21 protein-coding genes and 1 other RNA gene are annotated in these 20865 nt (G+C 39.2%); 9 read left to right on the top strand and 13 right to left on the bottom strand.

What is annotated here, in order from left to right; all coding sequences use genetic code 11:
* Positions 1–49 precede the first annotated feature (49 nt).
* Positions 50–889 carry an aminotransferase class IV gene (locus BGO42_RS17270; protein WP_273243948.1) on the top strand — a complete coding sequence of 280 codons (840 nt, stop codon included), beginning with the start codon at positions 50–52 and terminating at the stop codon, positions 887–889.
* Here BGO42_RS17270 and BGO42_RS17265 read toward each other — a convergent pair.
* From BGO42_RS17265 to BGO42_RS17245, 5 genes are all read right to left on the bottom strand, one after another.
* A complete protein-coding gene (locus tag BGO42_RS17265) occupies positions 886–1446 on the bottom strand; it encodes a YqgE/AlgH family protein (RefSeq protein ID WP_177736029.1) in 561 nt (186 codons plus the stop codon). The two genes, BGO42_RS17270 and BGO42_RS17265, sit on opposite strands and share 4 nt — an antisense overlap.
* A 118-nt stretch (positions 1447–1564) precedes the next feature.
* Positions 1565–1840, bottom strand: a complete 276-nt coding sequence (locus BGO42_RS17260; RefSeq protein WP_136402359.1) for an HU family DNA-binding protein — start codon at positions 1838–1840, stop codon at positions 1565–1567.
* Positions 1841–2018: 178 nt separating this feature from the next.
* Positions 2019–2966, bottom strand: a complete 948-nt coding sequence (gene fmt, locus BGO42_RS17255) for a methionyl-tRNA formyltransferase (RefSeq protein WP_273243944.1) — start codon at positions 2964–2966, stop codon at positions 2019–2021.
* Positions 2966–4858, bottom strand: a complete 1893-nt coding sequence (locus BGO42_RS17250) for a RecQ family ATP-dependent DNA helicase (protein ID WP_273243943.1) — start codon at positions 4856–4858, stop codon at positions 2966–2968. The genes fmt and BGO42_RS17250 overlap by 1 nt, the downstream gene beginning before the upstream one ends.
* 63 nt (positions 4859–4921) lie before the next feature.
* Entirely contained in the window at positions 4922–5461 is a 540-nt protein-coding gene (locus BGO42_RS17245; RefSeq protein WP_177736022.1) for an AAA family ATPase, read from the bottom strand.
* Between the two features lie 147 nt (positions 5462–5608).
* On the opposite strand from BGO42_RS17245, the gene BGO42_RS17240 reads away from it, so the two are divergent.
* The 4 genes from BGO42_RS17240 (at position 5609) to BGO42_RS17225 (ending at position 8791) form a co-directional block, all read left to right on the top strand.
* Complete coding sequence (locus BGO42_RS17240; RefSeq protein WP_177736467.1) at positions 5609–5893, top strand: DUF493 family protein; 285 nt, start codon at positions 5609–5611, stop codon at positions 5891–5893.
* Between the two features lie 12 nt (positions 5894–5905).
* Positions 5906–6631, top strand: a complete 726-nt coding sequence (locus BGO42_RS17235) for a DUF4290 domain-containing protein (protein WP_177736020.1) — start codon at positions 5906–5908, stop codon at positions 6629–6631.
* A 14-nt stretch (positions 6632–6645) separates the two neighbouring features.
* A complete protein-coding gene (gene murA, locus BGO42_RS17230; RefSeq protein ID WP_273243940.1) occupies positions 6646–7953 on the top strand; it encodes a UDP-N-acetylglucosamine 1-carboxyvinyltransferase in 1308 nt (435 codons plus the stop codon).
* A gap of 67 nt (positions 7954–8020) precedes the next feature.
* Positions 8021–8791 carry a sulfite exporter TauE/SafE family protein gene (locus BGO42_RS17225; protein WP_273243939.1) on the top strand — a complete coding sequence of 257 codons (771 nt, stop codon included), beginning with the start codon at positions 8021–8023 and terminating at the stop codon, positions 8789–8791.
* 44 nt (positions 8792–8835) lie between these two features.
* On the opposite strand, the gene BGO42_RS17220 is transcribed toward BGO42_RS17225, so the two are convergent.
* The 3 genes from BGO42_RS17220 to BGO42_RS17210 all read right to left on the bottom strand — a co-directional run bounded on the left by BGO42_RS17220 (position 8836) and on the right by BGO42_RS17210 (position 12470).
* Positions 8836–11319: a DUF5686 and carboxypeptidase regulatory-like domain-containing protein gene (locus tag BGO42_RS17220; protein WP_273243937.1), complete on the bottom strand. Its 2484-nt coding sequence runs from the start codon at positions 11317–11319 to the stop codon at positions 8836–8838.
* 75 nt (positions 11320–11394) lie between these two features.
* Positions 11395–11808, bottom strand: a complete 414-nt coding sequence (locus BGO42_RS17215) for a type II 3-dehydroquinate dehydratase (RefSeq protein WP_273243935.1) — start codon at positions 11806–11808, stop codon at positions 11395–11397.
* Between the two features lie 107 nt (positions 11809–11915).
* Complete coding sequence (locus tag BGO42_RS17210; RefSeq protein ID WP_177736010.1) at positions 11916–12470, bottom strand: porin family protein; 555 nt, start codon at positions 12468–12470, stop codon at positions 11916–11918.
* Between the two features lie 172 nt (positions 12471–12642).
* Here BGO42_RS17210 and BGO42_RS17205 point away from each other — a divergent pair, with 172 nt between their 5' ends.
* The 3 genes from BGO42_RS17205 to BGO42_RS17195 all read left to right on the top strand — a co-directional run bounded on the left by BGO42_RS17205 (position 12643) and on the right by BGO42_RS17195 (position 16630).
* Entirely contained in the window at positions 12643–13230 is a 588-nt protein-coding gene (locus BGO42_RS17205; protein ID WP_273243934.1) for an outer membrane beta-barrel protein, read from the top strand.
* Positions 13231–13380: 150 nt separating this feature from the next.
* Entirely contained in the window at positions 13381–15840 is a 2460-nt protein-coding gene (locus tag BGO42_RS17200) for a T9SS type A sorting domain-containing protein (protein ID WP_273243932.1), read from the top strand.
* Positions 15841–16081: 241 nt separating this feature from the next.
* On the top strand, positions 16082–16630 hold the full coding sequence (locus BGO42_RS17195; RefSeq protein WP_177736002.1) for a porin family protein: 549 nt from the start codon (positions 16082–16084) through the stop codon (positions 16628–16630).
* 52 nt (positions 16631–16682) lie between these two features.
* Here BGO42_RS17195 and BGO42_RS17190 read toward each other — a convergent pair whose 3' ends face one another.
* On the bottom strand, positions 16683–17270 hold the full coding sequence (locus BGO42_RS17190; RefSeq protein WP_273243930.1) for a porin family protein: 588 nt from the start codon (positions 17268–17270) through the stop codon (positions 16683–16685).
* An 89-nt stretch (positions 17271–17359) separates the two neighbouring features.
* On the opposite strand from BGO42_RS17190, the gene xerD reads away from it, so the two are divergent.
* Complete coding sequence (gene xerD / locus BGO42_RS17185; protein WP_273243928.1) at positions 17360–18259, top strand: site-specific tyrosine recombinase XerD; 900 nt, start codon at positions 17360–17362, stop codon at positions 18257–18259.
* An 81-nt stretch (positions 18260–18340) separates the two neighbouring features.
* On the opposite strand, the gene rny is transcribed toward xerD, so the two are convergent.
* The 4 genes from rny to BGO42_RS17165 form a co-directional block, all read right to left on the bottom strand.
* Positions 18341–19906 (bottom strand): ribonuclease Y, encoded by a 1566-nt coding sequence (rny, locus tag BGO42_RS17180; RefSeq protein ID WP_177735993.1) that lies wholly within the window; start codon positions 19904–19906, stop codon positions 18341–18343.
* Between the two features lie 50 nt (positions 19907–19956).
* Positions 19957–20062, bottom strand: a non-coding RNA gene (ssrS, locus tag BGO42_RS17175) — 6S RNA.
* 55 nt (positions 20063–20117) lie between these two features.
* Positions 20118–20411, bottom strand: coding sequence for a cell division protein ZapA (locus BGO42_RS17170; RefSeq protein ID WP_273243926.1), 294 nt, complete (start codon positions 20409–20411; stop codon positions 20118–20120).
* Positions 20412–20419: 8 nt separating this feature from the next.
* Positions 20420–20710, bottom strand: coding sequence for a coiled-coil domain-containing protein (locus BGO42_RS17165; protein WP_177735987.1), 291 nt, complete (start codon positions 20708–20710; stop codon positions 20420–20422).
* Positions 20711–20865: the final 155 nt, after the last annotated feature.

Below are 20865 nucleotides of genomic sequence, written 5' to 3'. Positions count from 1 at the left end.
CGGTTTATATAAAGTATATTTGCCCTGAAATAAAATCAGGGCTTTTTTTATGATTAATTATAATGGTTTAATAGTTGAAAATTCGGGGATTCAGATTCAGGAAAACAGAGGTTTTCTGTATGGCGATGCCGTTTTTGAAACGTTGAAAGTATTAGATAATAAAATTCTTTTCCTGGAAGATCATTATTTTCGGTTAATGGCTTCCACAAGAATCCTTCGTATGGATCTTCCGATGAACTTTACGATGGAATATTTTGAAACACAGGTGCTGGAACTTTTGAAAACAAAAGAGCAGGCCGCTTCCTACAGGGTGCGTTTTTCTGTATTCCGGGAAAATGGCGGCTTTTACCTGCCTAAAACCAATGAAGTGGCTTTTATTGTTACTGCCGAGCCGCTTGAAAATGCACTGTATGCTTTTGATGCTGCGGCTTATGAAGTAGAATTGTTTAAGGATGCCTATGTGACCAAGCAGTTGTTTTCGACTTTAAAGAGTACGAACAGGATGGTGCAGATAACCGGAAGTATTTTTGCTTATGAAAACGGTTATGAAAACTGCCTGGTGATGAATGATGAGAAAAATGTGGTGGAAGCACTGCAGGCAAATCTTTTTATGCTGATGGATGGCAAATTAATTACACCACCCATTGCAGACGGATGTTTGAACGGTATCATGCGCAAACAGGTGCTGGCGCTTTCCCGAAAAATGGAAGGACTGGAAGTGGTGGAACAATCTATTTCTCCTTTCGATTTACAGAAGGCAGACGAGTTGTTTCTTACGAATGTGATAAAAGGTGTTCAGCCCATCACGAAATACCGTAAAAAGGACTATAAAACAGGATTTTCAGCAGATTTGGTTAAAAAGCTAAACGCCTTTATCCGTTTGAATTAATTTAATACAGGATTTTCGGGAGCATTGGACCAGATTAAGTAATCGCCTCCCTGCTCCATGATTTTTTCTTTCCAGAAGTGAACAGTGGATTTTCCAATGATTTTATTTTTGTGACTGTTCTCACTCACAATCCAGGAATTTTCTTCAAGTTCGTGTTCCAGTTGATGGATATCCCAACCGGTATAGCCCAGGAAAAAACGGATATTCCCTTTTTTTATCTTTCCGGCGTTGATCAGTTCTTTGGTTAACTCGAAATCGCCGCCCCAATAGATTCCATTGGAAATTTCAATACTGTTGGTAATTAATTCAGGAACGTTGTGGATAAAATACAGGTTGTCCTGCTCAACCGGACCGCCGTTGTAGATCTTAAAATTCGAATGGATTTCAGGGATTAAATCCTGTATGGAATATCCCAGCGGTTTGTTTAAAATAAATCCTACCGAACCGTCACTGTTGTGGTCGGCTAATAATATCACGGATCTGTTAAATGAAAGATCTCCTATAATTGAAGGCTCTGCAATGAGCAGATTTCCTTTTTGAGGCTTAATTGAAATCATTTCCTGAGAGTTTAGAATTAAATTTAACAAAAAAAATAGAATCGGTCAAAAAAAAATCGTTTAATGCATAAAAAAAACCTCTCAACGAGAGGTTTTATTATTTTTGTCTAACAAATTATTATTTGTTTACAGAACCTTCTAATTCAGCACCAGCTTTGAATTTTACAACATTTTTAGCTGCAATTTTGATCGTTTTTCCTGTTTGAGGATTTCTTCCCTCTCTTGCAGCTCTTTTAGAAACTGACCAAGAACCAAAACCTACTAAAGATACTCTTCCACCTTTAGCTAAAGTACCTTCAACATTATTTAAAAAAGACTCTAAAGCTAATTTAGCAGCTGCTTTAGTAATACCTGCGTCTGCAGCGATTGCATCGATTAATTCTGATTTGTTCATAATTCTAGTTATTAATTGTTTGGTTAAAATTAATTAATTGTCTTACAAAATTATGTGGATTTCCCAATTACACAAGTCTTTTGACTGTTTTTACGGTAAAATGTTGATAACTAAGTACGATTGTTAATAAACTTAGTTGTTTTTCTCAAATTTTTGCAAATATTAGTGTTTACGCCACTTAAGAAGCGATTGCGTTTTCAGAAAAAACAATTCCGTTTAAGAGTTCGGATGTCTTCATTCGCTTCTTTCCGGGAAATTGTAATTGGTGAATCTGAACGTAACCGTTTTGTACAGCGACCTTTAAATCTTTTTTTGTTGCCAGAATCTTTCCGGCAGCAAAATCATGGTTTGCCGCTTCAAAAGAAGTCTCATAAAGCTTTACGTTCCATTCCTGTTCTTTGTCGTTTATAAAACACCAGGCAGCCGGGTAGGGGCTTAAACCTCTTACCAGGTTGTGAATTTCTTCTCCTTTTTTGCTCCAGTCTACTTTGCAGTTTTCTTTATTGAGTTTATAAGCGGTTTTAATGTCGCTGCTTTCGGCCTGTATGGTTGTGGTAACGTCGCCTTTTTCAATTTGCTGTAAAGTCCGGATCACGGTGTCGCTTCCCAGGTGCATCAGCCTGTCGTGCAGTTCGCCGGCAGTTTCATTGGGTTCAATTTCGGTTTCGGAACTTAAAATCATAGCACCGGTATCGATTTTATCATCAATGAAAAAAGTAGTCACTCCGGTTTTGGTTTCACCGTTAATGATTGCCCAGTTAATCGGGGCAGCACCACGGTATTCCGGCAGCAGGGAGGCATGAAGGTTAAAAGTCCCCTGGCTTGGCATTTTCCATACTGCTTCCGGCAGCATCCGGAAAGCCACCACAATCTGCAGGTTGGCATTCAGACTTTTTAATTCGCTTAAAAAAGACGGGTCCTTTAAATTTGTCGGCTGCAGTATCGGAAGGTTTTTTGCTAATGCATATTCCTTTACGGCAGAATATTTTAATTTTTGCCCGCGTCCGGCAGGTTTGTCCGGAGCTGTGATTACAGCGGCAATTTCATAATTGTTTTGATATATAGTGTCCAGAATTCCGACTGCAAAATCGGGAGTTCCCATAAAAACGATTCGTAGCGTATTCATTATTTTAAAAGGTATTGATTTTTAGTGTTTAGGGTAATGCTGTTGTATTCCAGTAGCAGCTGAATTGCAAATATAGTTTCCTCCGGCGTTAAATTAAGCCTGTTTTCAATTTCTCTTGACGTTAGCGGACTATTTTTTAAAAGCGCCACGATCTCCTTTGCGGTGGCTACAGGATCGGACGGAGCTTTCTTTCTGGTGATGCAAACGGAGCAGCTGCCGCAATCGATAGTGTTTTGCTCGCCGAAATAGTTTAAAATAAAACGGCTCTTGCATAGTTTTTTATCGGTCATATAGGCAACAACCGCTTCAAATTGGGCAATTTTCAGGTCGTTTTGCTTTTCTAAAAACTTGGAAAGCCTGTTAATGGTAAGGCTGTCTTCCCGTACTTCGTTAAAAGTGAGCTGGCTGTCGTTTGCCTGGCTGTTAAAGCTGATGATTTCTTTTTCGTGTAAACGCTTTAAAATCTGAAAAACGGTATCTTCAGAGGTGCCTGCCTTACGGGCGATCAAACTGCTGTTAATAGGGGTTTCCATGTCGTAAACACCCGGATAATTCCGCAAAACAGCAACAATAACCGCTTCGTCTGCACTGTTCAGGCTGATATACCGGATGATTTCCTTGCTGGGTAACAGGAACTGGATGGTCACTTTTTCGGAGAAAGTCGCCGATAAGGTAATCACGCCCTGGCGGTCTAAAAACTGTAGGGCGTTAAAGGTTTTTAAAACCGGGAATTTATAATGCAGGCAAAAATGATTCAGATTGAACGAAAAGGAATCGTTAAAGCCTTCGCCGTATGCAATCTGGAAATAATTGTTGAGCTTGATATAGACTTCCTTTAAAAAAGTTTTGTCCGGCAGTACTTCTATAAACTGGTTTTTGGTGGTGCCAATGTCGGAAGGTGCGATCAGGGTAACCGCAAACGCTTTTTCACCGTTTCTTCCGGCTCTTCCGGCCTCCTGGTAATAATTTTCAAGATTTTCGGGCAGCTGAACGTGGATTACCGTTTTAACGTTGGGCTTGTCAATGCCCATTCCGAAAGCATTGGTGGCAATAATCACCTGTGCGCTTTCTTCCATCCAGAGCTGCATTTGCCGTTCCTTGTCCTTGGTGGATAATCCGCCGTGATAAAAAGCGGTACGGAATCCCAGCGAGGTGAGCTGTGCGGCTATATCGTGGCAGGATTTCCTGTTGCGGACGTAAATAATGGATGGCCCCGGATTTTTGGTCAGCATCTGGGTTATCCGGTGTAATTTGTCTTCGGCCTCAAAGACCATATAGGCGATATTTTCCCGGACAAAGGATTTTTTAAAAAGAACGGGATTGTCCAGGAGCAGTTCTTTACAGATGTCTTCCTGTACGCGTTCGGTTGCCGATGCGGTCAGTGCCAGGAAAGGAACTTTTGGAAAAAAACTTTTTAAAGTTGCAATTTTAAGATAGGCCGGGCGAAAATCATGTCCCCATTGGGAAACACAATGCGCTTCGTCAATGGCAATCAGGTTAATTGGCAGTCCTTTGATTCTTTCGATAATCCAGTCCGATTGCAGTCGTTCCGGAGAAACATACAGGAATTTGTAGTTTCCAAACTGGCAGTTGTCTAACAGGTCGATAATTTCATCGGACGAAATTCCGCCGGTTAGGGCAATTGCTTTAATGTTTCTTTTTTGCAGGTTTTGTACCTGGTCCTTCATCAGGGCCACTAAAGGGGAAATAACAAGGCAGATGCCCGGCAGCATAACGCCCGGAACCTGAAAGCAAATCGATTTTCCGCCTCCGGTTGGCAATAGTGCAAACGTATCTTTTCCGTCAAGGACAGACTGAATAATCATGTCCTGAGGATCCCGAAAACTGTCGTACTTCCAATATTTTTGAAGAGTTTTTAGAGCTTCAGACATCAAATAAATGTTAGGAGTCCTGCTGCGTCAATACCGGAAAGTATTGCCGTGCCTGATTCGTAATTATTTTGAAAGTTTGTCTAATATAAAAAGAATTCTGCTATCTACAGTGTCTTTTGGCACTTCGATTAGATTGTAGCCGTATTTTTCATAGGTTTCTACAAGGTGTTCGTGGATTAAAACAGCCTGTTCGTAGTTTTCATAGCGCGCATCGTCGCTGATGTAAATGTCTTCCCAGGGTGGAAGAATGAAAATTTTGGAATATTTGTGTTCTTTGCAGGCGTTGTCGAAAAAAGCGGGATAAGCATCGCCAATGTAGTGCATATAAGCCAGTACATCGGGAATACCGCGGTCTAGAAAAACAATCTCAGCTGCTTCATTGGTTGCACTGACAAATTGTTTTTTTCTTCCTTCCAGCAGTAATTCGCTGAAAAGCAGCGGTCTTTCCAGGAAGAGTTGTTCAATTCCCTGTTTACGGGCCTCTAAAGTTACCTCACGGGAAATTTCAGGATAACAAGTATATCCTCTATCCGTTAAACCATCAATAAGTGTGGTTTTCCCCGAACCCGGTCCTCCAATTATAACAACAATTTCCTTATTCACTTTTTAAAAATAAGGCGCAAATTTACATTTTTTTGTTTAATCAAAAGAATAGTTTTTAATTTATAATTTCAGAGTTATCGGATTTATCCAGTTTGATGCTTCATAATTCATAACTCTAATGTATATTTGCTTTTATTTTGTATGAAGATGGATAAGAAAACAGAAGAATTTTACCACAGACTTAAAGAAGAATTAACCAATTCAACACTTTGGCCTTCAGAATATTTGTTTAAATTTATTGTCCCTACCGATACTGAAAAAGTGGCGATAATAGAGAAATCTTTCGACGGAGTAGGAGCCGTTATACAAACGAGTCAATCCAAAACGGGAAAATATACCAGTGTGTCCATTAATGTTACAATGAACAGCGCACAAAGCGTGATTGATAAGTATCTTGAACTATCAAAAATTGAAGGAATTATTTCTTTATAAATTCAAAAAAGAATGAAGTACAGCCCAGAAGAAGCTATTGGTTTTCTTGAATACAATGCCGAGCGCCCGCATTTGATTATTCCGGAATACGGACGTCATTTGCAGAAACTGATCAACCAGGCAACGGTAATTGAAGACAGGGACGAACGAAACAAAGCGGCAAAATATATCATTACGGTAATGGGAAGTTTGAACCCGCACCTGAGAGATGTGCCGGATTTCCAGCATAAATTATGGGATCAGCTTTTTATAATGTCCGATTTTACACTGGATGTAGATTCGCCGTATCCGATTCCGAATAAAGAAGTATTGAATCAGAAGCCGGACAGATTAGCCTATCCTCAGAATTTCCCGAAATATCGTTTCTACGGAAATAATATCAAGTACATGATTGATGTTGCTAATAAATGGGAAGAAGGAGAGCTGAAAAACGCTTTGATTATGGTTATTGCCAACCACATGAAAAAGTCCTACCTGAGCTGGAATAAGGATAGTGTGAAGGATGAAGTTATTTTTGAACACCTGTATGAACTGTCCGGAGGTAAAATTAACCTGCTGAAAACAGATGAGGAGCTTTCAAATACAACCGATCTAATGCGGGTGAACAAAAAGCAGTCCAACAAAACACAATTTGGCAGCAAACAAAAGAATGGCGGAAATGCGAACAGCAATAAAAATTTCACCAATCAGAAAAATAGTAACAACAATAACAATAAAAATAATAACCGAAAAGCGTAATTTTCTTTTACCATATGGGAACATTCAAAATTGAAGGAGGTATAAAATTAAAAGGAGAAATAACCCCTCAGGGAGCAAAAAATGAAGCATTACAAATTTTGTGTGCGGTGTTGCTTACACCTGAAAAAGTAACGATTTCTAATATTCCCGATATTATCGACGTTAACAAACTGATTACGTTATTAGGGAATTTAGGTGTTAAGATTCAGAAAATAGGACCGAATGCCTATACTTTTCAGGCAGATGACGTTAATTTAAACTATCTGGAGTCGGTTGCTTTTAAAGATGAAGGAAGAGCATTAAGAGGATCTATCATGATTGTCGGGCCGTTATTGGCACGTTTTGGTAAAGGATATATTCCGAAACCGGGAGGTGATAAAATCGGACGCCGTCGTTTGGATACCCACTTTGAAGGATTCATCAATTTAGGAGCAAAATTCCGATACAATAAAGAAGACCATTTCTATGGCGTGGAAGCCGAAAGACTAAAAGGAGCCTACATGCTTCTGGATGAGGCTTCGGTAACCGGAACGGCAAACATTGTTATGGCCGCTGTTTTGGCAGAAGGAAAAACAACCATTTATAACGCAGCCTGCGAACCATATTTACAACAGTTGTGTAAAATGCTGAACGCTATGGGCGCCAAGATTCACGGTGTAGGATCTAACTTATTGGAAATTGAAGGTGTTGAAGCGCTTGGCGGCTGTGAGCACAGAATCCTTCCGGATATGATCGAGATCGGTTCCTGGATTGGTCTGGCAGCGATGACCCAAAGTGAGATTACGATCAAAAATGTTAGCTGGGATAATTTAGGAGTGATTCCAGGTACTTTCCGTAAATTAGGAATTACGCTGGAACGAAGAGGTGACGATATTCACATACCGGCTCACGTTGACGGATATGAAATTAAAACGGATATTGACGGTTCAATATTAACTATTGCCGATGCACCATGGCCTGGATTTACACCGGATTTATTAAGTATCATCCTTGTTGTGGCAACACAGGCAAAAGGAGAAGTGCTGATTCATCAGAAAATGTTTGAAAGCCGTTTGTTCTTCGTGGATAAACTGATCGATATGGGAGCGAAAATTATTCTTTGCGACCCGCACCGAGCGACGATTATCGGACATGATTTCAAATCGCAGTTAAAAGCGACCATAATGTCTTCTCCTGATATCCGTGCCGGAATTTCCCTTTTAATTGCAGCCTTATCGGCAAAAGGAACCAGTACGATCCAGAACATTGAACAAATTGACCGCGGTTACGAAAAAATCGACGAGCGTTTAAGAGCGATTGGAGCCAAAATAGTACGCGTTTAATATTTAGATAAGAATAATATTGAAGAGCTGAGTTCTGTTAGAATTTAGCTCTTTTCTTTTTAAAACCATGGAAATAACGACCTTACTGTTTCTTTGCCTGGCGGCTTTTGCCGCAGGGTTTATCGATGCCATTATTGGCGGCGGCGGTTTGATACAAACACCTATAGCGCTGGTTTTATTACCCAATTATGCCGTGTCGTCAGTGATAGGGACGTTAAAGATCCCGGCTTTCAGCGGCACCAGTTTTGCGGCCTATCAGTACCTGAAAAAAGTCACGATGAACTGGCGGTTATTGCTGTTAATGGCTGGTCTGGCATTTTTAGCGGCTTTTGCGGGTTCTACCCTGTTAACGATGGTGAGCAATGATTTTATGAAACCGCTATTGTTGGCTGTACTTGTTTTTCTGGCGATTTATACGTTCCTGAAAAAGGATTTCGGACAGCGGCAGGAAAAGACACTCAGTTACAAACGCCAGGTAATTTATGCCGCACTAATAAGTGTGGTTGTGGGATTTTATGACGGGTTTATTGGTCCGGGAACCGGAAGTTTTTTTGTGGTAGCCTTTATTTCCTTATTGGGATTTGATTTTTTACACGCTTCCGCAAATGCTAAAATGGTAAACCTGGCAACAAATTTCGGATCGATCTGCCTGTTTTTGCTGAAAGGAAAGATAATTTGGATGGTTGCGCTGCCAATGGCTGCCTGTAACGCTTTGGGCGGTTGGGTTGGTGCTAAACTGGCGATCAATAAAGGAAATGGTTTTATCCGGATTTTCTTTTTAATAGTCGTGATCGGAACCCTGATCCGTTTTGGATATGATGTTTTTATGAAAAAATAGCAAAATCAAAAAGCCGGATAAGAGATTATCCGGCTTTTTGATTTTTAGTCAATAATATTAAGGAATTTTAATCCGAAAACGATACCGTCTGTCTGGAATCCGTTTTGATAAGAACGGACGTAATCCACGCGAAGCATACGGAATTTGCCCCATCCTATATTGTCAAATCCGGCAGTGAATTCCTGGTAAGGTTTTGTTGTTGGTGTATTGATCTGGTGGAAACCAACAATCAGGTTCCATTGCAGTTTGTTTAACAACGGAATTTTATTCATGATATAACCGTTGAAATTATGCTCGATATGTGTTTCCAGATAAGCATCGTTAGTACTGTTTGAGTAATAAGGAAGCAGGTTGAAAACATTCAGGTAACGGTCTGTGGTCCCGATGTGGGTCTGGTTGCCGTTAAAATGTTTGTAATCGATAAATGAAATATTATCGGCATTGAAAAATTTACCGGCTTTTAAGCGTATTCCCAGATCACCTTTGTTTCCTAATGTTTTGCCATAATTAACGGCACCGGATAGCAAATCATAATTATAGTTGTCGGCACTGCCGGCAAATGCTTTTTCATACGTTAGCAACAGGGACGGATATTTATCATTCGGGATATTTACCTTTCTGTCCGGTCTGGTGATGTATTTTTGTCCGAAGCGGATTCGGGTGGATAAGGACGCTTTTACAAGATTATGCTTTTCAAACGGAGCAACCGTATTGTCTTCCGGTAGTAACGGATTGTTGGACGTGTAGTCTTTATCCCGTTTGAGCAATACATAATCGGTATTGTTGAACAGTGGTTTTCGGGCGGAATATTCTACTTTACCGGTAAGTGTTACACCGTTAACAACCTCCTGGCCGTAGCTTATGCGGATCGCTTCTTTGTTGTAGTATTTTGCAAAGTTGTTTTTGAAAAATAAAGTGGTCATAGAGTTGAGCAGGTTGCTGATAGGGTTTTCCGGGTTAAACTGTTCGATACTGCTTCCGCCGCTAATGTCCAGTACAGCATAGTTCGTGGCATTAAAATGGTGGGTGAAAGAACCGGTTATACGCAAACGGTCTTCTGCAAAGCCATAGTTCAGTTTGGTGCCAATGTAGGTTGATTTTCCGGTTTCCTGATCCCATTTGCGATAGGAAAAGCCGGAACCAAGATTCCATCCCTGAACTGTATTAAAGCCTAATGAGGTAATGTCTAAAATACCATCGTAGTTGTAGGTTTCTTTTTTAAAGGAATTGCGGTGTGTATAGCCCAGAAGAATGTCTGATGGGCGGAATTTATTTTTCTTGGCGTCAATAGAATCCAGGTATACTTTTGATGTTCTTAAGGTTTGAATACTGTCTTTCTTTTTATAGTCGGTAACTTCTTCTTCGGTTAACGGAACCGGACGGAAAGTATTCCAGTAGTCATTGTCTTTTTTATTCGCTTCTTTTTGAATCGTTACGATTTCGTTAGAAAACGTTTTTTTCTCAAATTGGTCTTTAAAGATATAGTTGCTGAATACATGGGTGAACTTTCCGGTGAATTTCACGCCAAAAAAGCCGGCACTGAAATCCATGGTCTGTATGTTTTTTGCCCAGATGGCAGAATGGGTATTGTAGGTAAAACTCTGTGTCAGTTTCATGGTTTCGATAACCGGTTGCTGCATTCTGTAGCCTTTGATGTCAAAATCTACCGCATAAATGGCCCAGCTGTCTTCTACAATATAAATGTATCCTTCAAAAACAGGTTCTTTATCCCTTTTTGGAGTAACCTTGATTTTGTTGATCAGGTGGTTGTAATTGTCAAAGAAAGTACTTTCCAGTGTGTACTTATAATAGTTTAAGGCGTTATTGGCTATAGGGGAAACCATGTTAATGCCGAGGCTCACATAGTTTTCGTAAAAATCATAATGCGTACCGCGGGCGGTATTATAACTGAAACCGTTGTCGTTTCCGCTTATTTTGGAAGCGATGATCTCTTCCCGAAGCTTGTTGGGTTTTTCGAAAGCTACTTTGGAAACCGTTTCCGAAAGGTAGATAATACCGGTTCCGGTGGAATCGACCGAACCGTTAAAGTCGCCCACTTCCTGTCCGAGAATTTTTTTAGGCATGTCCTTAACGCGAAAAATACCGCGGGAATAAAAATCGGCTTCAAACTTATCCGTTTTGGCCATATTCTTTTTTCTGCTGGCTATCGCATTCCGGATTATCGGATAAGCCGGATTCTCCTTATTATTAATGACTACTTCGTTAAGCGTGAAATTTTCATCTTCAAGGGCAATGTTTTCCATGGTGTATGGGAAATCGGAAACGGTAACGGTAGCCTTTTTGGTTTTAAAACCCAGGCACTGAAAGATAATTGTATATTTTCCTTTCTCTTTTACATTCAGTTCATACATCCCGCTGTCGTTCGTTGACGTACCGTTATAGGTGTTTTCAATAAGAACGCTGGCATAAGGCAGGGCCTGTCCGGATGCTGTGGTCACTTTTCCTCTGATTTGTGCTAACAAAACGGTAGAGAATAATAAGGTAAGCAGGGTAATTGTTTTCTTCATGTAATGTAATTTAAGGCTGTTGATAAGGTGTCTTATCTGATAAGACGATTTAAAACAAAAAATGGTTGCATGGCGTTATAAAAAAGATTGAATTGCCAGATCGTAGCTTTTTAAGCCAAACCCGATCAGGATGCCTTTTACATTTGGAGAAATATAGGATTGGTGGCGGAAGCTTTCCCTGGAGAATGTATTGGAAATGTGAACTTCTATAACCGGTGTGGTTACGGCCTTAATCGCATCGCCAATGCCTATGGAGGTGTGCGTATAGGCTCCGGCGTTTAAGATGATACCGTCATAGTCAAATCCTTTTTCCTGAATTTTAGAAATAAGCTCGCCTTCAATGTTGCTCTGGTAGTATTCCAGTGTGACATCCGGGAAGTTTTTTTTCAGGATTTCAAGATAATCTTCAAAAGACTGGGAACCGTAGATTTCCGGTTCGCGTTTGCCAAGAAGATTCAGGTTAGGGCCGTTGATGATGATGAGTTTCATGGGATACAGTTTTTGTAAAAATACAGAAAAATCCGATTCTGCTGCCTGTCCGGAATAAAAAAGCCATTCCCTGGAGAATGGCTTTACTAACTAACATATGAGTGATGTTAAAATAAATATCCTAAAGAAAACTGAATTGTAGAGTTTTTCACATCAGCATCTTTAGAAACTTCGGTTAGTCCGAGAGCATAGCGGCCCTGAACGAATATACTGTTGGTTATTTTATAGCCCAGACCTCCGGCAACAGCAAAATCAAAGGATTTGGTATCGCTACCGCTGAATTCATTGCGTTTGCTTACTAAAAAGGATGCCTGCGGACCTAATTCAAGACTTAATTTATTACTGGTTAGATAAAACTTCGCCAGAATGGGGATGGAAATATAACCCAGCTCGCTTTTGATCTGTTCTCCGAGTCCTTTTAGTTCGGCTCCCTGAGTGGAATATAAAAGTTCCGGCTGAATTGAAAAATTTTCCAGAATTTTTACTTCTGCAACCACTCCGGCATGATAGCTGGTTATGGTTTTGAAGTCATAGCCTTCGATGTCACCTCCGGTAAAATTCGAAAAATTTACACCGGCTTTTACTCCAAACTGGAGCAATTGTGCATAAAAAGGAGTGCTAAAAAAGGTGAATAATACTAAAAACAAGAGGTTTTTTTTCATAAAAGTAGATTTTAAGGTTTTTTTAATATTCTTGTAATATATTGCTTATCAAATATATAACGTTTTTTTATGAAAATTAGTATTAAAATTGATTTCTTTTGGACAAATGTCATGATTGCGATATAGTTTTTTTTATACATTTGTCCCGTTAATTTTAATAAACAAAACAATCATGAAAAAGATTATTTTAACAGTAGCAGCAGTATTCGCTTTCGGATTTGCTAATGCACAAGAAGAAGCTAAAGGTGAAGGTTTCTCTAAAGGAGATGTTTTTATTTCTGGTTCAGTAGGAGTTAATTCTGCTAAACAAGGAGATGTTAAAGAAAACGGATTCGACATCAGCCCTAAAGCAGCTTACTTTGTAACTAACAATATTGCAATTGGTGCTAAAATCGGATACGAAACTTTGAAAAAAGAAAATGAAGTTGCTACAACTTTAGATCAAAATACTTTCAAAGTAGGTGTTTTCGGTAGATATTACACTACTCCTGCAACTAAATTCTCTTTATTCGGAGAACTAGGAGCTGAGTACTGGATGGGTAAAGATAAATTAACTGATACAAAAGTTAATACATTCGATATCGGTTTCAGACCAGGTTTAAGCTATTTCGTATCTAACAACTTCGCTTTAGAAGCTACTTTTGGTAACTTATCTTACAACAGTGCTAAAGCTGATGTTGATGGTGCAGAAGCGAAAAACACTTTCGATTTAAACCTTAACTTATCAAGCATTAAGTTTGGTGTAGTTTACAAATTCTAATCTGACTTAGATTTTATAGATTAACCTCCCTTTCGGGAGGTTTTTTTATACTTAAAGAGTTTTTTGGAACTTATTGCCTCCTATTCTGTTGAGAATCAGGAGATTTTTTTTGGAGAGATTTATTTTTTTAACAGTAAAATTATTATTAAAATGAAATTAAAAATTACATTGCCAATACTTTTTGTTACGAATTTACTTTTTGCCCAGAGTTTTTGCCCTCCCAACGGTATTTCTACCAATCCGGCAAACCCTGTTAATCCCCAGCAATCCAATTACCTGAACTTTTTTAATTGGGCTACTACCAATCCTTTCTATCCCATCAATTCCTTTTGCAATCCAAACGCTGCAACACCCAATCCTTTCGGATCGAACCAGCTGGAAATGCTGCCATTGTCTTTGACTAAAGATATGAAACCGGAAAACGGTTGGGAAATGGTTGCCTACAATATGGGATATGATAATAATAATGTCCCTTTGGCCGCCCGTCCGGAGCATACGTACATCATGATGTATAATAAATATACGGGCATGATGCGAATTTTGGTGAAATGGTGTCGCAATGTTAACTATAACGGAGCGATGTTAACATTGAAATTTGCACCAGGTTTTCAGACCAATCTTTTGGATATGGCCTATAATGAAAAAACATTGGATACGCCGCATATCCAAAATCCTTCCTTCAGTACGGCGCTGAAGTTCTACAACGATAATAATTCCTGGGCGTATGCCGACTTTAAAATGAATTATGATCCTTGTACCTGTAGCTTTACAGAATCATCGCGATTATTGCTTTATTCGGAGCTAATCAGCAACTCTTCGGTAGAATTGACCGGGAAAATCACCGGAACAATTTCGTCTATATCGCAGGGACAGGGTAGTGCTGCTTCCGATGGAAATTTCTGGAAGACTGCCAACAATATCAATAGTAAAATGATGAAAGCTCATAAGGGAATTGAGTCATTTACAAAAGATTACGAAAAAATTTATAAGAACCTTGCAGACGGAGGTATCACGATCAATGCGATCAACTCGATTGGTAATTTTATGAAAAATAACCAATTCATGAAAGCCGGTTTAAAAGCGATTCCTTATGTAAGTGAAGGAGTTAAGTTCCTTTCCGGTCTTTTTGGAGGCGGAGGCAGCGGTAATGGTCCGTTACAGCTTGCTCCTTTGAGTGTAAACCTGGATGTAGCCATTAAAGGATCGATCACAACACAGGATCCGATGCACAATCAGACTATCGGGTTGCCGGGTTCTCAAAAACAGAACACGCTGGCGGGAACTATCGGCGGACAACCATTGTATAATGAAACATTAGGAGTGTTTTCGTTAATTAATGAACCGGTTATGTATTATACGGAAACCAAGGTTCAGAAAGAGTTTATTAACAGAGAGACCGTTGGTAATTTTGATAAAACAGAATATTGGGAGATAAAGAATAAATATGATTTTACCAGCAGAAATTATAAGTTATCCGGCGATGCGCTTAAATATGCAATTAACCCGGCAAGCGGACTGATTTTACAGGATGCCGAAGTCATGCTGATGGTAGAATATGAAAAACCTTCAATTAAATATTCAAGACAGTTTCCGAGTCCTAAGGTGATCAATGTTGATGTGGATATGGACAACGGGCAGGACATTGCCGGAACATCCAAAGGTCCTGTTGTAGATGATGAAGGAGCGATTTTTCAAAATGCCTATAAAGCCATTGGAATTAATAATTATAAAAATGATTATTCCTTTTCCTTCCTGTACACTGTTGCCAATACACCGGGCGGTAGTGGTAAGAGACGTTTAAAATACAATCAGTTTGCGTCAGCATTCCAGCAGTTTACATGCTATAGTTCTTCTATTGGCCCGTGTGACTGGGATTTCGGCGGATCAAGACCTTTTAGCTATAAGCAGAACGATCCGACATCCAATAGTTTTAGTTTCCTGAGTACATCCCATTTTAGATACAATACATCAACATTGGTTAATCCTTATTCTGTAACGCCTAAAGATGATTTCTTAACGCCAAGAGTTAAAGGGTTTAAGCTTAAGTTTATCCTGAATTTAAAGCGTACGGATAATCCGGATGCGCAAAATGTATTGTATGTGGTAACTTACCCGGTAGCCATCAAAGCGGCTCCGGCCGGTTATAATATGACGGGATCTAATTATATAACAGATGCGCAGGTTTATGCGGCTCAAAACGGTGCTAATCCGGCTGTACCAACCAATAAAGTTGTTCCGGTAACACAGGCAGAACTGGCTACTATTTGTGCAGCAAACAGCTATAAAAATAACAGAAACTCCGTGAGTGGTAAAGTTGCTGCTGATGATGCGCTTTTATTGGGAGAATTAAAAGAAGTTAAGGGAAATACTAAACCGTTACTATATCCTGTACCGGCTAAAGATAAACTGAATATTGCCGTTAATAATTGTGAAATTCTTTCCGTTATTGATTCGTTTGGTAAAACAGTCTATACTTTTCAACCGGGTTCCGGTTCGGAAAAGAACAGCGAACTTGCACTGGATGTTTCCAGATATGCTACAGGGATCTATATGTTAACCTATAAAGATGCTACCGGTGTTTTGAAAAGTATCAAGTTTACTATCGAATAACCGGATAAAAACAATACCTGATAAAGCCTCCTTTTGGGAGGCTTTATGCATTATGCTGGCTATCAATATCTAGCAAATTGTTGTATAAAAGCAGATTATATTGTAAAACTCACAAAAGGAGGTTTTTTTGTTTGTATTTTTAACGTTAAACATGGGTATTCGTGTGTTTTTTTGCTTTTTAATTTGATAATTGGTAAGTTTTTATATTTTTGTTAGACAAACTTGTAAAAAATTATTACGTATGAAAAAAGTATTACTTTCTGCCGTGGCTTTAATGGCTTTCGGTTTTGCATCTAATGCACAAGAAGTTAAATTTGGTGCTAAAGCCGGATTAAACTTATCTTCAATCACTAACCTGGATGGTGGAAAAACAAGAACCAGTTTTCACGTTGGGGCATTGGCTGAAATAAAAGTTGCAGATAAATTTGCGGTTCAACCGGAAGTTTTGTACTCTTCTCAGGGGGCAAAAGGTGAGGGAGATGTGTCGTTAAAAATGGATTACATCAATGTTCCGATTATGGCGAAATATTATGTTGCAGACGGATTCAGTATTGAAGCCGGACCACAGGTTGGTTTCTTAATGAGTGCAAAATTAGAGTCGGTGGATGTAAAAGATACATTCAATACGGTTGACTTTGGTTTTAACGCTGGTATTGGTTATGAATTAAAAGAAGGTATCTTCTTTCAGGGAAGATATAATTTAGGCTTAACAAACCTGGCTAAGGAATCAGGAGATCAAAGCCGAAAAAATAGTGTTTTCCAGGTATCTGTAGGTTATAAATTCCTATAGTATTTAAAAAAATGCTGCCCAATAAAAACCTCCCATTGGGAGGTTTTCTTTTTTAAAATTTAAAACCGATTCCGGCTTGTAATACCTTGTTCTTGGCATCGGTGTCTTTTACCACTTCATTTAAGCTGTAGGTGTAGCGGCCAAAGATAAAAATACCGCCAGACAGGTTAAAGGTAGCTCCCAGTGCCAAAGCGGTGTCAAACTTGTTGACTTCGTTGGTTGTGATGGAACTGTTGTCGCTGTCGTGGCTTTCATTCAGTTTAAAACCAAATTGCGGACCGGCTTCCAGGCTTAACCCTTTAACAAGATATAATTTTGCTAAAACGGGAATGTTTAAATAATCAATTTTGTGAGTGGTGGTGTAGGTATTTCCCAATAGTGTTACATTGCTTTCAAAACCCTGCTGGGAGTATAGTACTTCCGGCTGGATCGAAAATATGTTCGGAACAATGGGGACTTCGCCAACAACACCAATGTGAAAACTGGTTCTGGCATCCGGGCCTTCTTCAAACTTACCTTGTGTAACGGTGGAGTAGTTCAAACCTCCTTTTATACCAAAACTGGCTTTTTCCTGGGCATTGGCTGCTGTTAGTGTTACTAAAAATAATAAACCGGCGGGCAAAAAATTTACTAATTTCATAAGGTTAAATTTTTAAGTTTAATAACTTTATCCAGAAATCGTGCCAATCTGGATTTTAACAGGGCAGTATTTAAAGCAGTTTAAAAATTATGACACTCTGGAGATCTTACATAAATGAGTATAAGGCGTATTTGAAATTGGAAAGAGGATTGTCAGAGAATACCATCATGAACTATGTTTATGATATTGAAAAGCTGCTGGCCTATCTGGAAACGAGCGGTCTGAGCATTTCTCCGGTAAATATCGACGAACTGACGATACAGGAATTTATATATGCCATTTCCGGAACGGTTAATGCCCGTTCGCAGTCAAGGCTTATTTCGGGATTAAAGAGCTTTTTTAATTATCTGATCTTTGAAGGATACCGGGAAACAACACCTTTGGAACTGATTGAAATCCCCAAAGTGGGGAGAAAATTACCGGACACGCTTTCCACTATTGAGATTGATGCGTTAATAAAAGCGATTGACCTGTCCAAAAATGAAGGAGAACGCAACCGGGCAATGCTGGAAACGCTTTATAGCTGCGGTTTGCGGGTTTCGGAACTGGTCGGGTTGAAAATTTCGGATCTCTTTTTTGACGAAGGCTTTATTAAAGTTACCGGTAAAGGAAATAAACAGCGTTTTGTCCCGATCGGGGCTTCTACTCAAAAATATATTGTGTTCTATCAGGAAGGCATCCGGAACCACCAGCAGATCAAAAAAGGATTTGAGGATACTTTGTTCCTGAACAGAAGAGGAGGGCAGCTCACGCGGGCGATGATCTTTACGATAATTAAAGACCTGGCCGTGAAAATAAATCTCAATAAAATAATCAGCCCGCACACGTTCAGGCACTCCTTTGCGACACATTTGCTGGAAAACGGGGCCGACTTACGTTCGATCCAGATTATGCTCGGACATGAGTCGATAACAACTACCGAGGTCTATATGCATCTGGACCGGAAACATCTTTCGAAAGTACTGCATGCATTCCATCCCCGAAAATAACGGTACCGATTATAAATAAAAAAGCATTTCAAAATTTTGAAATGCTTTTTTTATCATTTAATGTAAAGTGAATGCGATTTGTTATTTGGCAATATTTACCGCTCTTGTTTCGCGGATAACGGTAATTTTTACCTGACCCGGATAGGTCATTTCTGTCTGGATCTTTTGAGAAATATCAAAAGAAAGTGTTGAAGCCATTTCGTCGCTCACTTTCTCGCTCTCTACAATAACACGTAGTTCACGACCGGCCTGGATAGCATAAGCGTTTTTAACACCGTTGAATCCGTAAGCGATATCTTCAAGATCTTTCAAACGCTGGATATAAGAATCCAGTACCTGACGTCTTGCACCTGGTCTTGCTCCTGAAATAGCATCACAAACCTGGATAATCGGTGCAATTAACGATTTCATTTCGATCTCGTCGTGGTGTGCTCCGATAGCGTTGCATACCTCTTCTTTCTCACCGTATTTTTCAGCCCACTGCATCCCTAAGATAGCATGCGGAAGTTCGCTTTCTGTTTCCGGTACTTTTCCGATATCGTGAAGTAATCCGGCTCTTTTTGCCAGTTTTACATTTAAGCCCAATTCGGCTGCCATGATACCGCAAAGTTTTGCCACTTCTCTGGAGTGTTGTAATAAGTTTTGTCCGTAAGAAGAACGGTATTTCATACGTCCGACAATTTTGATCAATTCAGGGTGTAATCCGTGAATTCCTAAATCGATAACGGTACGTTTACCAACTTCGATGATTTCATCGTCAATCTGTTTAGCGGTTTTAGCCACCACCTCTTCAATACGTGCCGGGTGAATACGTCCGTCTGTTACCAGTTTGTGTAATGCCAAACGGGCAATTTCACGGCGAACCGGGTCAAAACAGGAAAGGATGATTGCCTCAGGAGTATCATCAACGATGATCTCTACTCCGGTAGCAGCCTCTAATGCTCTGATGTTACGGCCTTCACGTCCGATAATACGACCTTTTACATCGTCCGATTCAATGTTGAATACAGAAACGCAGTTTTCTACAGCCTCTTCTGTTCCGATACGCTGAATCGTGCTGATGATGATCTTTTTAGCTTCCTGCTGTGCGGTTAATTTAGCCTCTTCAATAGTCTCCTGAATGTGGGACATTGCGCTGGTTTTTGCCTCAGCTCTCAGACTCTCCACCAATTGATTTTTAGCTTCATCAGCAGAAAGACCGGAAATTACCTCAAGCTGTTCTACCTGGCTTTTGTGTAATTTTTCAATCTCCTGTTGTTTTTTGTCTAATACGTCAATACGGTTGTTGTAATCTGTAGTTTTGGTCTCTAATTCTTCGTTAGCTTTTTTGGCTTTTGCTAATTCGTTTGATACTTGTGATTCTTTGTCGCGTGTTCTTTTCTCTGCTTCAGCAATTTTCTTGTCGCGACCTAAAATTACCTGTTCGTGTTCTGCTTTTAATTCAATGAACTTTTCCTTAGCCTGAAGGATCTTATCCTTTTTTAGGGCTTCCCCTTCTGTTCTTGCGTCTTTTAGGATGGATGAGGCATCTTTTTTTGCATTTTTAATCAATGTCGAAGCATTGATCTTTTCTAAATATTTTGCAATTCCAAAACCTATCCCTGTTCCTGCGATACAGCAAATAATTATTATCAATGTTGTGCTCATAGTATGTTGAAAATTATATATAAAAAAAGCCTACATTAGGGTTATTGCATAAACTCGTAAAGACAAGTTTTGAGTTAACTCGTTGTTCAAGGATCTGTTCTGGACAGCTTGCTTTAGAAACGATGATTCACCCATTTTAATTTGTTAGTGTTGAGTTTATCAAATAGGTACTAATGTAGGCAGTATCTTAATCTATTTTAAAGAACGTGATTTATTTAGACAGAATCGAATCCAATTTTTCATTCATGTTTTTTAGGCGTTCAAAAGCTTCCTGAAAATCAACTGATTTGTCAATCTGTTTTTGTTCTACCTGCGAAGCAAATTGTAAGGCACACATGGCTAAAACGTCCTGTTTATCGCGCACGGCATAGTTTTCTTCAAATTGCTTGATCATTGTATCTATCTTGCGGGAAGCACTTCTGAGTCCTTCTTCCTGGGCATAATCTACTGTTAGCGGATATACCCTGTCTGCAATTGATATTTTTATTTTTAGCTTGTCATCCATAAGGCTTTCTAATCAGAAAGTTGTGCTATACAATAATCAATTTCGCGTATTAATGAATTTATTTTGAGTTTCGTTTCTCGTTTATTTTCTTCACTGCCCAATAATGAATTCACCATTTTTAAATTGTCGTATTGTTCTTTTAATACGGTAATTTCTTCTTTCTGGCGATTGATTAGCGCTGTTGATTTCGATATTTCATTGCGTAACTCCTGGTTTAATTTTTCCAGCCCTTCGATTTTAACGATAAGCTTGGAAAATTTATATTCAAGAGAATCAATAATTTCCGACAATCCATTCATTGCAGACTAATTTCATTATATGATTTTACAAAGTTAGTATTCCTGATGAAAAAACCCAATAGTTTTACTAAAAAAAACGAAAAACTTTAGCGGGTTTTGATAATAAATTGTTTTATAGTTAGTTAAGTTTTTGCGGTATTTTCGAATTGTTTTAT

Origin of the sequence: Flavobacterium sp. 40-81 (genome assembly GCF_001898245.1) — a bacterium.
Taxonomy (GTDB): Bacteria; Bacteroidota; Bacteroidia; order Flavobacteriales; family Flavobacteriaceae; genus Flavobacterium; species Flavobacterium inviolabile.
This window is presented reverse-complemented; position numbering and strand designations above follow the sequence as displayed.

What these genes read in the sequence shown, in the direction of transcription:
- fmt (WP_273243944.1), bottom strand. Translation starts at nt 2,966, where the DNA reads ATGAATACGCTACGAATCGTTTTTATGGGAACTCCCGATTTTGCAGTC.
- BGO42_RS17270 (WP_273243948.1), top strand. Translation starts at nt 50, where the DNA reads ATGATTAATTATAATGGTTTAATAGTTGAAAATTCGGGGATTCAGATT.
- BGO42_RS17205 (WP_273243934.1), top strand. Translation starts at nt 12,643, where the DNA reads ATGAAAAAGATTATTTTAACAGTAGCAGCAGTATTCGCTTTCGGATTT.
- BGO42_RS17225 (WP_273243939.1), top strand. Translation starts at nt 8,021, where the DNA reads ATGGAAATAACGACCTTACTGTTTCTTTGCCTGGCGGCTTTTGCCGCA.
- BGO42_RS17165 (WP_177735987.1), bottom strand. Translation starts at nt 20,710, where the DNA reads ATGAATGGATTGTCGGAAATTATTGATTCTCTTGAATATAAATTTTCC.
- BGO42_RS17220 (WP_273243937.1), bottom strand. Translation starts at nt 11,319, where the DNA reads ATGAAGAAAACAATTACCCTGCTTACCTTATTATTCTCTACCGTTTTG.
- BGO42_RS17215 (WP_273243935.1), bottom strand. Translation starts at nt 11,808, where the DNA reads ATGAAACTCATCATCATCAACGGCCCTAACCTGAATCTTCTTGGCAAA.
- rny (WP_177735993.1), bottom strand. Translation starts at nt 19,906, where the DNA reads ATGAGCACAACATTGATAATAATTATTTGCTGTATCGCAGGAACAGGG.
- BGO42_RS17240 (WP_177736467.1), top strand. Translation starts at nt 5,609, where the DNA reads ATGGATAAGAAAACAGAAGAATTTTACCACAGACTTAAAGAAGAATTA.
- murA (WP_273243940.1), top strand. Translation starts at nt 6,646, where the DNA reads ATGGGAACATTCAAAATTGAAGGAGGTATAAAATTAAAAGGAGAAATA.
- BGO42_RS17200 (WP_273243932.1), top strand. Translation starts at nt 13,381, where the DNA reads ATGAAATTAAAAATTACATTGCCAATACTTTTTGTTACGAATTTACTT.
- BGO42_RS17250 (WP_273243943.1), bottom strand. Translation starts at nt 4,858, where the DNA reads ATGTCTGAAGCTCTAAAAACTCTTCAAAAATATTGGAAGTACGACAGT.
- xerD (WP_273243928.1), top strand. Translation starts at nt 17,360, where the DNA reads ATGACACTCTGGAGATCTTACATAAATGAGTATAAGGCGTATTTGAAA.
- BGO42_RS17265 (WP_177736029.1), bottom strand. Translation starts at nt 1,446, where the DNA reads ATGATTTCAATTAAGCCTCAAAAAGGAAATCTGCTCATTGCAGAGCCT.
- BGO42_RS17235 (WP_177736020.1), top strand. Translation starts at nt 5,906, where the DNA reads ATGAAGTACAGCCCAGAAGAAGCTATTGGTTTTCTTGAATACAATGCC.
- BGO42_RS17190 (WP_273243930.1), bottom strand. Translation starts at nt 17,270, where the DNA reads ATGAAATTAGTAAATTTTTTGCCCGCCGGTTTATTATTTTTAGTAACA.
- BGO42_RS17210 (WP_177736010.1), bottom strand. Translation starts at nt 12,470, where the DNA reads ATGAAAAAAAACCTCTTGTTTTTAGTATTATTCACCTTTTTTAGCACT.
- BGO42_RS17260 (WP_136402359.1), bottom strand. Translation starts at nt 1,840, where the DNA reads ATGAACAAATCAGAATTAATCGATGCAATCGCTGCAGACGCAGGTATT.
- BGO42_RS17170 (WP_273243926.1), bottom strand. Translation starts at nt 20,411, where the DNA reads ATGGATGACAAGCTAAAAATAAAAATATCAATTGCAGACAGGGTATAT.
- BGO42_RS17195 (WP_177736002.1), top strand. Translation starts at nt 16,082, where the DNA reads ATGAAAAAAGTATTACTTTCTGCCGTGGCTTTAATGGCTTTCGGTTTT.